At 66.3% G+C, this 12,630-nt stretch carries 7 protein-coding genes, 1 pseudogene and 1 CRISPR repeat array; of the genes and pseudogenes, 1 reads left to right on the plus strand and 7 read right to left on the minus strand.

Going from position 1 to position 12,630, the window contains the following annotated elements; genetic code table 11:
• Positions 1-2: 2 nt before the first annotated feature.
• The 6 genes and pseudogenes from DLJ58_RS05470 to DLJ58_RS05495 all read right to left on the minus strand — a co-directional run bounded on the left by DLJ58_RS05470 (position 3) and on the right by DLJ58_RS05495 (position 10,329).
• Positions 3-962, minus strand: a complete 960-nt coding sequence (locus DLJ58_RS05470) for a hypothetical protein (RefSeq protein ID WP_208740866.1) — start codon at positions 960-962, stop codon at positions 3-5.
• A 349-nt stretch (positions 963-1,311) separates the two neighbouring features.
• Positions 1,312-2,082, minus strand: a complete 771-nt coding sequence (gene uppS, locus DLJ58_RS05475; protein ID WP_341869896.1) for a polyprenyl diphosphate synthase — start codon at positions 2,080-2,082, stop codon at positions 1,312-1,314.
• Positions 2,083-2,212: 130 nt separating this feature from the next.
• Positions 2,213-2,407 carry a hypothetical protein gene (locus DLJ58_RS05480; RefSeq protein ID WP_099855341.1) on the minus strand — a complete coding sequence of 65 codons (195 nt, stop codon included), beginning with the start codon at positions 2,405-2,407 and terminating at the stop codon, positions 2,213-2,215.
• 18 nt (positions 2,408-2,425) lie between these two features.
• Positions 2,426-3,184, minus strand: a complete 759-nt coding sequence (istB, locus tag DLJ58_RS05485; protein WP_099855343.1) for an IS21-like element helper ATPase IstB — start codon at positions 3,182-3,184, stop codon at positions 2,426-2,428.
• A gap of 187 nt (positions 3,185-3,371) precedes the next feature.
• Positions 3,372-4,883 (minus strand): annotated as a pseudogene (gene istA, locus DLJ58_RS05490) (IS21 family transposase); the annotation flags it as partial.
• A gap of 2,252 nt (positions 4,884-7,135) precedes the next feature.
• Positions 7,136-7,955: direct repeats of the CRISPR family, unit length 28 nt; unit sequence GGATCACCCCCGCGTGCGCGGGGAGCAG.
• 277 nt (positions 7,956-8,232) lie between these two features.
• A complete protein-coding gene (locus DLJ58_RS05495; protein WP_124854150.1) occupies positions 8,233-10,329 on the minus strand; it encodes an N-6 DNA methylase in 2,097 nt (698 codons plus the stop codon).
• A gap of 315 nt (positions 10,330-10,644) precedes the next feature.
• Between DLJ58_RS05495 and DLJ58_RS05500 the strand changes: the two genes are divergently transcribed.
• Positions 10,645-11,352 (plus strand): hypothetical protein, encoded by a 708-nt coding sequence (locus DLJ58_RS05500; RefSeq protein ID WP_244218788.1) that lies wholly within the window; start codon positions 10,645-10,647, stop codon positions 11,350-11,352.
• Here the strand turns inward: DLJ58_RS05500 and DLJ58_RS05505 are convergent.
• A complete protein-coding gene (locus tag DLJ58_RS05505) occupies positions 11,291-12,601 on the minus strand; it encodes a serine/threonine-protein kinase (protein WP_124854151.1) in 1,311 nt (436 codons plus the stop codon). The two genes, DLJ58_RS05500 and DLJ58_RS05505, sit on opposite strands and share 62 nt — an antisense overlap.
• Positions 12,602-12,630: the final 29 nt, after the last annotated feature.

The following is a 12,630-nucleotide window of genomic DNA, read 5'->3' on the forward strand; positions in this document are numbered from 1 at the left end:
TGTCAGCCAGCAGGCACAACAGGAAGCCTCTTGCAGACGAAGAGGCCGGCCTCTTCATGGATAACGACCTCGGTTCCGGGTAGGGCTTCGTACATGTCGGAGATCCCTTCTGCTGCACCGATGGCTTTACAGTGGGCGGCATCAGCTTCTGTCTGGATCAGATACGCTTGCGGGCAGGCGCATCCCGTCGCGAACGCGTAGAATCTGCCTCGGAGAGCCTCTGCAAGGATGACTGCCGGATAGCAATAAGAGTGTTTTCCGCACAGCGCGGGGACGTGAACCTTGCCGTCCACGATGACGCTACGCGGCAAATCGATTGCGGGAGTCCAAGGTTGGAGCTCCACGCTTTCAACGGCTGACCCTAGCATTTTTCCATTCGCGAGGTGTTGGAACATTGCCTCAGTGCACGGTTGTCCTGTCGGCCATCGAACTGGCCCTTGAGGCGGCCATATTTGCGGTATCCCCAGGCTCATCGTTACATCAATCTCCAGTGCCGGCGTGGTGAAGACAAGCCCGTGCAGGGCGAGTTTGCCGAGGACGATCGTCACCGCGTAGCACTGTGGCCGGTCGAGTTCCGCAATCCCTGGGATACGAACAGCGAGTGGGGTCACATGGATAGCTGCGAATCCCAATTTTCCCTCATACTGCCCCACCCAAAATCGGCTGCCACCCAAAGGCTCCATCCGGCTTTGGCAGTCGTAGAACATCGTGTAGACCGATTTCGGTAGGCCGTATCCACGACTTCTTTGTTCCTTGCTTGATAGGAGCATCGCAGTTAACGCGGTCTTTTGCGCCCACACCGCGATCACAGGCTGGTCTTGGGTTGATATCGCCCCGGGTTCGCCGAGGATTATTGGAGACAGGACTCGTCGAGCCGTATCTTCGAGCCGACTCATCCAGCCGTTGTTGCAGGAGGAACAGAAATCCTTGACCGTCTGCCGATATGGAGGCTGTTCGCCCATATCCCGGGGCACACCGTTCAAGGGACCCGCAATGTGTCGGACGGGACTCAGGTCCAAGCCGATCTTGCTGACCCATTGGCCGAAGACATGCTCACGAGTCAGTGGCCTTGTCGAGCCGCAGAAGGCACAGGAGTCAGTCATAGGCTCATCCTTCAGTATCCGGAGCCGAAGAAGAAAGTCCCTTTGCCGGCCAAGATCCGTCTCACGCTCATGTTGTGTGGGCGCTCACGTAATCGACCCAGGGTCGGCTCACGTTATTGAGCCGGTCCTGGGCGGCCCGGGCTGAGGTGCTTGGCCTGGTGGTGTGGTTTCTGTTCGCGGGATTCCTGGTGCGGCTTGTGGTGCTGGGTCAGGCACCGAACCGGCGATGGCGTGCGGCGTAGGACCGTAGGGCTCGGAGAAAGTCGATCTTCCGGAAGCCGGGCCAGTAGACGTCGGTGAAGTGCAGCTCGGAGTATGCGGCCTGCCAGAGGAGGAACCCTGACATGCGGCGTTCTCCGCTGGTTCGGATGACCAGGTCTGGGTCGGGCTGGCCGCTGGTGTAGAGGTGGGTGGCGATCTGGTCGGCGGTCAGCTGCTGGGCGATGTCGTCGATGGTGTGACCAGCTCGCCCTTGCTCTTCGAGCAGGGACCGGATGGCGTTGAGGATTTCTTCGCGCCCGTCGTAACCGATGGCGATGTTGAGGTGAAAGGCCGTGTCGTTGTGCCGGGTAGCTTCCTCGGCCAGCTTCAGGGCGTGTCTGGTCGAGTCGGGCAGGACGTCGAGCCTGCCGGCCGGGTGGATCTGCCAGATACTGGACGGCCGGGCCAGGCGTTCAGCGACCACTTCCTCGATCATGTGCAGGAGGTTGTCGACCTCGTCGGAGTCTCGTTTCTGCAGGTTGTCTACGGAGGCGACGAACGCGGTCACGTGCTGGATGCCGAGTTCGGCGCACCACTGAAGGACCTCGTCGAGGTGCTCTGCCCCGTAGCGGTGGCCGATCTTGGCGTCGGCGAACCCGGCCTGTCGTGCCCATCGGCGGTTACCGTCCATGACGATCGCGACGTGCCGGGGCAGGCTCGCGCCGGCCAGCTGCGCGTTGAGGCGCCGGGCATAGAACGAGTAAGCCGTGCTCTTCACTGTCGTCCACATTCGCCAGATCTAATCATCGCGGAGCTGACAGTCCAGACGTTTCGCTCGTTCCTTCACACGACTCTCACAACTGCTCGCCGGCCGGGCTCAGGATGAGGGCTGGCGCAGCTGCCGGTCCCTAGAGAATTTCGTCGATGGGGCTCTGGGCGCTGCTGGTGGTTGGTGTCCAGTCGTCGATGTCGTCGGGCCAGGGTGCGGGGCGGCCCGTGTCGTCCCAGAAGCCGCTTTCGGTGCCGGTGGAGAGCAGGGCGTCGTTGAGTGCCTCACGTTCGGCTCGGCTGGGGATATCCGAGTGCGGTGCCGGATCGTTCATGCTGCGGTCGGTCCGCTCCTACTTGGTGGCCGCGGCCTTGGGTCGTTTGTTCGGCCGGTAGGAGGGGCCGTTCATGAAGACTTGGTGGCTGGTGTTGATCAGCCGGTCGAGCAGCGATTCGGCGACCACAGGGTTGGGGAACAGCGGATACCAGTCCTGGGGTGCCCGGTTGGCGGTGATCGCGAGGGAGCGGCCTTCGGCGATGCGTTGGGAGATCAATTCGTAGAGGTCGTCGGCTTGGCCGGGGGTGAACTCGCGCATCGCGAAGTCGTCCAGGATCAGCAGGTCGGCTTTGACATGTGCGGCCAGGCGTTTGTCGAAGGTGCGGTCGGCGTGGCCGCCGGCGAGGTCGGCCAGGATGCGGCTGGTCTTGTGGAAGCGGACCTCGGCGCCGGCGCGGATGGCCAGGTGTCCCATGGCTTGAGCGACGTGGGTTTTGCCGACACCGACGGCGCCGTAGAGGATGATCGATTCTCCGGCTTGCAGCCAGCGCAGCGCGGCGAGGTCGCGGATCTGCGCGGCGGGCAGTTTCGAGTTGGCGCCGAAGTCGAAGCCTTCGAGGGTGGTTTCGGTGTCGAATCGGGCGCGGCGCAGCCGGCGGCCCATGGCGACCTGTTCGCGGCGGGTGATCTCGTCGTCGCAGAGGATCTGCAGGAACTCCAGATAACCGAGGTCACCGCCTTGCGCCTGGGCGAGACGGGCGTCGAGGGTCTCCAACATCCCGGACAGTCTCAAGGTCCGGAGGCTGTCGGCCAGCGCGGGGCGCAGAATCGTCATCGGTTCGTCTCGTCCTTCGTCTGTGCGGCGGGAATGAGCAGGGAGGGGGTCATGACACGGCGCCTTCCGGCTCGTCATCCGCGGCGTCGTCACGATGATCGGACCCGGTCACGCTCGTCGTGCCGGCCGTCGCCGCGGCGGACGCGGCCGGGGCGGGGAACGGAATCACGTCGGCGAACAGGCCGGCCGGGCCATGCAGGAACGCGGGCGCCCCGGCGTCACCGGTGGGCCGGTCAGCCTCGATGTCCTCAAGCCCAGCGGCCAGGATGTTGCGGATGGTTCGATAGGAAGGGTCACCGGCCGCAGTTGCCTTGCGGCAGGCCGCCTCCAGCCGGGCGTCGGAGTACTTGCCCGCCAGGTTGAGGATCGCCTGCGCCGAACGCAGCCGATGCAGCGCTTGACTTTCCAGCAGCTCGGCGATCACCGCGGAGGTCGCGGGTCCGGTCTGCTCAGCCCGCTCGCGGCACCACTGCGGGGTGCGCGTGTGGAACGCGATCTTCTCCGGCGGATAGTCGCCGACGTCGGTGACCTTGCCCTTGTCTTTGCGGACGTGTGTCTTGACCAGCTCGCCGTGGTGGAAGATCTGCACCATCGTCGCGGTGGCGCGGATGTCGACCAGCTGCCCGATCAACCGCCAGGGCACCGAATAGAGCGCCTTGCCGCACTTGACGTGGACATCCGTGCCGACCTTGGCCCGCGACCACTCCGCCAGGGTGAACGCCGCGACCGGCAGCGGCGTCAGCGTCCCGGCCTCGGCCTGATCGAACACCTCCGCCGGGGTGCGGCCGTCCAGGCCGCGGTGCTTGCGTTGCCCGGCGACCTCCCGACACCAGTGCAGCGCGGAAGCCTGCATCTCGACCAGCGAGGTGAACTCCCGGCCCTTCCACCAAGAGTCCCGGATATAAGGCATCTGCCGCTCGACGCGGGGCTTGTCCTTGGGTTTGCGGGCCCGCGCCGGGTCGACCAGGACGCCGTAGTGCGCGGCGAGCTCGGCATAGGCCCGGTTCAGTTTCGGGTCGTAGAGGTCGGGCTTGTCCACCCCGGTCTTCAGATTGTCCGGGATCAGCCGGGCCGGGCAGCCGCCGAAGAACGCGAACGCCTCGACATGGCTGGCCGTCCACGAGGCCTGGTCCATGCTGATCACCGGCCGCACGAACATGTGCCGCGAGTGCGACAAGACCATGACGAACGCCCAGATCCGCTGCGAACGTCCGGTCCGCGGGTCCGTCCAGGAACCCAACAGGCCGTAGTCGATCTGCCCTTCCAACCCCGGCTCGGGGTCAGCGCGCAGCACCGTCACCTTCTCCCGGACCGCGTCCTCGGCCAGGTTCCCCGCGACATACCGCTTGAACGAGGCCAGCGACCCGGTCACTGCGTGCTCGTCACGCAGCCGCTGATGGATCGTCGCCTTGGTCACCCCGGCACGCAGCATCTCGGCGACGTACTCGCGGTGCTTGTCGAAATCCGGCCAGGTCACCTGCCGCAACCGGGTATCGGTCAAATGCGGGAACCACTGCTTGACCAGCGGCTCCCAGTCCGCCTGGCTCATCGACGGCGTCCCGCCCGGCACGAACCCTGCCGCGATCGCCGGCTCGACGTAACGCCGGATCGTTCCGCGAGCCACGCCCAGCGACCCCGCGACATCATGCTGAGACCGGCCCGCGTACCAGTGCGCCAGGATCTCGGTTATATCGATCACGTGGAACGTCCTCCTCGCCATCCGCTCCCCAGCCACCAGGGCCGTCGGGCGAAGATCATGGACGAGGAGGAGCAAGGATCTTGAAAACTGCAGCCGAACGCTCGTCAGATCCTCCACGAACATCACGAGCGCCTGACCAGGCACGACGAGCGACGACTGGGTCAATTACATGAGCGAGTCAGACCCCGACGGGAACATTCGGTGAGCGCTGACATGTTGTGAAGCGCGCGACGCGCCGGGGAAGCTAGCTGTCAGCCAGTCGCGACCCAAACTAACGCAGCGTTACGTCGTATCGCGGGCCGGGCGGCCAACACGAGCCGTCAGGGTCTTCCGGACGGTGTCACGCGTCGTCGATCTACCTCTGTGATGCCAGCGGCTGCCCCGTCGTGCAGGTGGGTGCGAGGTGTCGCCAAAGTTCAGTAGACGCGTATCTGGCAACAACCCCCACGGTCACGCTGCACAAACTGCCGTCGAGGCGTACGCGTCTGCGCTCGGCCCAGCACTCTGCGAACGATAGGAAGTTTCTCGAAGGTTCGCACAGCTCAGCGTCACGTCGGACCGAAGGTCCTTAGTGAGCGCACCGGTGCCCCAGTCGCCGATGCACCGTGCTCCGCCTGGCCTACGGAGGTCAGGCATCACCGATGCCCACACGGGTAGTAGCGCGAACACTCTCCAGCAGGGCACTATCCGCGGCCCACGGCAGCACCATCGATGAGGTTTTCCCCTAACCAGGACCACCAGGCGTTCGTACCGTGGGTCGGTCGCCGCCTGGGCTGCGGCTACAGCGCCTCCGGCGGGGGCGCTCCGGCTCCAGGATGGCCGGAGGTCGTCCGCGGCTGCCGGCTCAGTGAGTGGCTGCGGTGAGGACATCCTGCCCGCCATCGACCCGGGCAAGCCGAGCAGGCCACCGCCCGGCCCGCCAGCGTACGAACGAGGTGTCGAGCTTCGAGGGCCGTGGCGGGCCGGGCGGCGGCCTGCTCCCCCGACGGGCGGGTCGATGGCAGACAGGATGCTGGGTGTTTCTGGTTTGGTCTGCGCGGCCTGTCTGTGTCGCGCCCCTCTAGCAGTCAACGGTGTCAACGCGAACGGCGAATCGATCTGCAAGGACCCCGCCGAACCGTGGAGGGGCAGTCCCTCGCAGGCACGCCGGCCGGTGGTGACACCTCCGAACTATGCGATGATGGCGGACCGTGTTGCCGCGCTGGCGGAAGGACCAAATCCCGCGAATAACTTCGCCTCCGCCAGGCACCGCTCAGCGTTCGACGCCGTTAAGAACGGGCGGGATCGCCGGCTGCGCGAGGAGTAGGTGCAACCGGTGCGTTGATGATGAGGATCCGGGAATCATTACTACGTGCGGGAGTAGCAGTGAGCGTCAGCCGAGCGCAGTAATGGCTCGTAGGTATCACCCCGCGTGCCTGGGGAGCAGACTTCCGGGCGCCGGCATAACAGCTTCACCAATGGATCACCCCCGGCACGTGGGGAAAGCGGGCTTCGTTGGCAAGCCGAGCATCTGCACCATCGGATCACCCCCGCTTGCGCGGGGAGCAGCGGCTGGGGATCAACCGGGCCAGGCTCGGCCCGGGGGCCACCCTCGCATTCGCGGGGAGCAGAGGTCGGCGTGCATCGACTATGGGCGCGACCTGGGATCAACCCCGCGTGCGCGGGCAGCAGAGAGCAGGCGGCTGTTAACCGCAAGATTCCTGTGGATCACCCCCGCGTGCGCGGGAAGCAGCAACGTGCGGATTACGTCTCTGGTGGTTGGGGAGGACCACCGTCGCGTGCGCGGGGAGCAGGAGATCGCCGCTCAGAAGAAGACGTACGAGGACGGATCACCCCCGCGTGGGCGGGGAGCAGGACGGGTCGTCCTGGAACGCGTACCCGCCGAACGGATCACCCCCGTGTGGGCGGGGAGCAGGTTCGCACTGCCGGCACCGACGAGCCCTTCGAGGGATCACCCCCGCGTGCGCGGGGAGCAGAACTTCGACCGGACAGTGATGTTGTTGCCCGACGGATCACCCCCGCGTGCGCAGGGAGCAGTCCAACTCGTCATCGGTCATCGTGTCTTCGTAGGGATCACCCCCGCGTGCGCGGGGAGCAGGTTCTCCGCCAGCTTCAGCGGGTACCGGCCAGCGGATCACCCCCGCGTGCGCGGGGAGCAGTCGCTGGCTTTCGACCGGCCGGGGGCGAGCGCGGGATCACCCCCCGTGCGCGGGGAGCAGGGGTGGGCGTAGTGGCGCCCGGGGGTGGGTTAGGGATCACCCCCGCGTGCGCGGGGAGCAGGGTGCGCCGATCACCGACGGAGCGATCCAGGCGGGATCACCCCCGCGTGCGCGGGGAGCAGGTGCTCTCCATCCCCCGGCAGGTGGCGAAGACGGGATCACCCCCGCGTGCGCGGGGAGCAGCAGTTGGCCGCCCTGCTCGACACCGCCGACACCGGATCACCCCCGCGTGCGCGGGGAGCAGGCACCGGAACCCCCTGCGGGTGGTGCGCCATGGGATCACCCCCGCGTGCGCGGGGAGCAGTCGCCGTCACCGACGCTGACCCGGTCATCGGCAGGATCACCCCCGCGTGCGCGGGGAGCAGCGACGTCAACGTGATCGACGAATTCCGGAAGTCGGATCACCCCCGCGTGCGCGAGGAGCAGCCCACGGTGTTATTCCACGCCCGGGCAACCGCGGGATCACCCCCGCGTGCGCGGGGAGCAGGCCGGCGGGGAGACAACGTTGGTGGCGGTTGCGGGATCACCCCCGCGTGCGCGGGGAGCAGAGACCCCCAACCACCGGTACCTGATCATGCCGAGGATCACCCCCGCGTGCGCGGGGAGCAGTTGTCCCAGTCGAGGTTGACGGCGCCGTTCGTGGGATCACCCCCGCGTGCGCGGGGAGCAGGGGTACGCCGTCCGATTCGATCTTGCCGACTACGGATCACCCCCGCGTGCGCGGGGAGCAGGTTGCCGCGTCGGCCGCCGGGCTGCCCGGGGCGGGATCACCCCCGCGTGCGCGGGGAGCAGACACCCGGTAGAAGTTCGGATTCACCACACCCGGGATCACCCCCGCGTGCGCGGGGAGCAGACTTCTTGACCTGCAGCGTTATAGATCAACCCCGTCGTTTTCATTCACTAGGGTCCGCAAGATCGTCTCGCTCGGTCGGGTTCCAGGGAGTAATTATTCTCGAGGGTAAACGACCCCTGCTGCAGGGTAGTTGCTGAGGCTCCGGCACAGCGAACAGCAACGCTTAGGCTGCCCAACGGCGGCGGGAGGAGGTTAGGCCATGCGCCGGCGCCGATCAAGCGGTGGTGGGATCCGTGGCTGGGACACCGAACACCTGGTCCGTATGGAGTCGGTCTGATCAGGATGGAGGGGCGAGGGCCCCGGCGGTCAGGCTGTCGCCGATTTCGCGGGCGAGCGCGGCCCCGGTTGCTGCGGCCCGGTCGAGTCGGGTCCGAAACTCAACAAGCTGGCTAAAGGCTTGCCCGTACGCCTGCTGCCGGTCTAGCGGCAGTACCGGGATGGCGAGCCGTTTGATGTCGATGCGCAGGGCTCCGCTGCCGGTGCTGGATGAGCGACCCGCGACGCGCAGGTTGTCTGTGCGGGAGATGACGCCGGCGACAAACCATGGATCGAATCGGGTCCGGTCGACGCGGAGCAGCTGCACGCCGGTACCGAGCTCGGCGCCGACTTGCTCTGGAGTGGCTACTCGGGCGCTGATTTTGCGCCCGATGACTGGGATGAGGATGTCTCCGGCTTGTACCTCCGGCCCGGCGTCGTCGTCGGAGGCACGGGTCGCTGTGCCGGTGGCCGGGGCACCGGCCAGGACGTCGGCTCCAGTCAGCACCAAGGCGCTCGCGGGGGTATGGGCTGATCGGCTACGGGAAACCGCGCGCTGTATGGACATGCCGCCCGACCGGATCAGGTCGGCGATGTCGGCCTGGGGGGCGAGTCCAAGCGCTGCTGTGTCCACCTCTTGCACCGCTGGGAGGCTGCGTCGTACCTGTTCCAGGAGGTTATCGAAGTCGCTGATCCTGGCGATGATCTCTGCCGGGTTGGTGGCGAGTTCATCGGATCGTGGCAGGTAGCGCTGGGGTGTGAGGTCGACCTGGTCATCTAGCACTTCGATTGCGGGTACGGCGCGGTGGACGCCGGGCTCTTCGGCGTAGTGGTCGGACAGGTAGGCGCGCCAGGCGGTTCCCGCTAGGTCGGCGATGGCCCGGGTGGTTGGTGCAGTAGCGGCGTCGACAACGAGTAGGGCTCCGGCGTGTGGCTGACGCAGGTCGGGCAGTTTGAGCACCCAGATGTGTAGTCCGATGCCGGTTGGTGGCATCAGGCCGGCAGGTAGAGCGATGACTGCCCGTAGCGCTCCATGACGGACCAGTTCGGCGCGGACGCGGCGGCCGGCTGGGCGCGTAGCGGCAGCCGGGGGCATGAGAACAACGGCGGTGCCGTCGGGGGAGAGGTGGGCCAGGGCGTGCTGTACCCAGGCGAGTTCGGGCTCGGTGCGCGGTGGTAGGCCGTAGGTCCAACGGGGGTCGTAGGCCAGGCGATCGTGGCCCCAATCGTGAATGCCGAACGGAAAGTTGGCCACGACGACGTCGGCCCGTAGGTCGGGCGTGGCGTCGGCGAGCAGGCTGTCGCCGATGTGTACGACGGGAGGCTCCGCTGCGTGCCCGGCACGCTTGGCGCGGAGGTGTATGAACCAGAGCCGCAGCAGCGTGATCAGGGCGTACTGAGGATTGATCTCCTGTGCGTAGCACCGGGTGACGCTAGTGTCTTGGAGTGCCCGGTCGGCGGCCATCCGCAGGATCGATCCGGTGCCGCTGGTGAAGTCGAACGTGCTGGCCCCGGTGCCGGCGAGGTTCAGCAGCACTTCCGCGACGCCGTCAGGTGTGCCGGCAAGACCGGAAAGCGAGTGAGCCGAGGCGACGTACTGGCTGTGCAGGTACTCGAAGGCTGCCTCCGGCTCCCGTTCTCGGCCGAGTTGGTCGACCGCGCTCAGCAGGGTGGTGAGCTGCGGTGTCCATTGCTTTGGCAGCACGTCGTCGACTAGCTCGGCCAGATCGGAGTCGATTGCGCGAAGGTGCGTGAGGAGCCTTCGGGGAGTAGGCAGGCTGTCGGCTGCGGCCTCGGGCCGGTCGAATCGGATGAGCAGGTAGGCGCCGGCGATGCTGAGCGCGTCACTGATCCCTGCAGCGGGCTGGTAGCTCTCGATGTGTCGCCAGGCCCACTGCTCAGCGCCGGCCTCATGGAGCCTGCCGTGACGACGAAGCCAGCTCTCCACCTCGCGTGCGTCAAAGGATGGGCTTGTCGGGGTACCGCCGGCGGGTGCCGGGAAGTCGGCGTAACGGCGACGCCAATTACTCACCGCGGCCCGGCCGACGTTGGCCAGTCGGGCGATGCCGCTGGCGGTCAGGGTGGCGTCGCTGGGGGCCGTCCTCGGCTCTCGGGTCACCCGTGAACGGTACCATCAGCTAAGGCATTGTGCACACGGTTCACAGTCATGTACCTTGTCGATGGCTCGATTCACGACTCACCGAGGAGGGTCCCATGCCACGTCGTGGGCACAGCACCACCATCGGAAAGTTCGCAAAGCTGTACCAGAACCGTCGAGCGTCGGAGGTCCGTGTGCTCGGCGAGATGCTGCGCCGCGAGCAGCACAAGCAGCCCAATCAGGGCCCGGAGGCGCGTGCTACGCGAGAGGACGTAGAAGCTCGCTGACCTGATCTGATCCGCAAACCGGACTATCGAAGGAGGACCATGAACACCCTTGCTCGCGCCCGCGCTGCTGACTACTCCGTCCCCGACCTTTCCGCCGGTCACCTACGTGCACGACGGCGTACGGCGGTATTGCTCTGGCTCCGCGGACGCCACTCTCCCGGACGCGTACGAGCGAGTGCGCCTTGACCCGGTCGTCGGCGCTGCGATTGCGGACGCGTACATGGCCGCGCCCGTTCGAGACGATCGGGCCTACAGCGCGTATGCCGCGTTCTGCCGGGAAACCGTGCAGCAGTACGACTTCCTAGTGGGCCGGGCCGAGTTCGGAGGTCTCGGCCTGTCGGTGCGGATCGTCGACGAGGACCCGTACTCGGACGTCAAATCCATGGTCGAAGACGTGCGGAGACGCCGGTTGAACGTCTGGGCCAGCGCAGCCAGTAGCAACCCGCATCCCTACCTCACCTACGGCGAGAACGACATGTTCCGTGCGGTCCACGACGTGTTTGGGCATGCCGCGAGCGGTCGTGGCTTCGACCGGCACGGCGAAGAGGCGGCATGGTTGAAGCACAGCACGATGTACTCGTCTTTGGCTCGACGCGCCTTGACGACCGAGACACGCGGGCAGAACTGCGCCCTGAACTTCCATTACCGCGGTACCCGCTTCCCCGAGCAGAAGGCGGCACTGCTGCCTCGCTGGTTCAGCGACCCGGGTTTGGCTCGTATCGCGAGGACTGTCGCGGAGCAGGCCGTTGCTTGGTGAGCTGCTCAATTTCCTGCTGAAGGTCCAGCACGGCAGCGTGCCTGGGTCCATCCGCGCGGATTCGCTCCCGAAGCAGCTGGTTGAGGTGGCGCAGGGCGCGGCCATGCTCACCAAGTGGTACGTGAGCGCGGGCCGCGCGCAGTTGGAATTCGAAGACCAGAGGGTCATGGGCACCCTGCCGCTGCGCGAGATGGTCGGCGAGCTGTCGCCATTTTCGTGCGGCAGCACGGAACTCGCCAGCTGTGTGCAACTGCTCCGCCTGTTCGGCGGTCCGTTCAACGTCGAGCTCGGTCTGCTCGGAGGGTGCCGCCGACAGGAGGTGAGACTGGAGTGGTGTTCGCCCGACGATCGCGGCGTAGGCCCGTACAGCCCCGGCGGGGTCGTCAAGCACCCCGGGAATCGGCACCAGATCCTGGGCGAGTGGAGCCAATACCGCGTAGACCTCGGTGGCCGTGGCTGGTCGGTCCTGCGGGCGGTTGGCCAGCAGCGCGTAGACCAGGTCATCGAGCACGGCCGGGATTTCCGATCGCATGTGGGTCGGGCGCGGAGGCGGATCGTCTAGCTGGTGTCGCAGCGTGGTCGTGGTAGTGACCCCATCGAAAGGTGGGTGTGCGGTGAGCATGTCGAAAAGGGTGGCCCCCAGGCCGTACAGGTCGGTGCGGTGATCCGTGGCTTCGCCGAGGATCTGTTCGGGAGCCATGTAGCCGACCGTGCCGAGACTCTGATCGCTCTGGGTGATCCGCGAATACCGGTCGTCATCGGGCATGGCAGCGAGGCCGAAGTCGAGCACCTTCACTGCCCCGCTCTTCTCCAGCATGACGTTGCTCGGCTTGATGTCCCTGTGCACCAGGCCGATCTGTCGAGCGGCGAGCAGGACGCAGCTGATCTGCGCCCCGATGGCGGCCACCCAGCCGATCGGGAGCGGACCTTGCTCCGCCACGAGGATGTGAAGCGGAGTCCCATCGATCCATTGAAGAATTGCGTACGGGCGACCGTCGTGGTTTCCCAGGTCGTAGATGGCGGGCACGCCGGGATGGCCGAGTCGGGCGGTCAGTAGCGCCTCACGGCGAAATCGCCGCACCAGGTCAACGTTCATCGCGGCGGCGTTGACGAACTTCACGGCGACGGGACGATCGAGGAGGGTGTCCTGGGCTGTCCAAACCTCGCCCATTCCCTTGTGTGTGAGTGGGAGCCGACCCAACCTGTACCGGTCCTTGAGGATCGCGCCCGCCACCACGAGGGTCAGCATAACGGGCTTGCCGGCCCAAACTTCGGCAC

Source organism: Micromonospora arida (assembly GCF_003857035.1).
GTDB classification, from domain to species: Bacteria; Actinomycetota; Actinomycetes; order Mycobacteriales; family Micromonosporaceae; genus Micromonospora; species Micromonospora arida.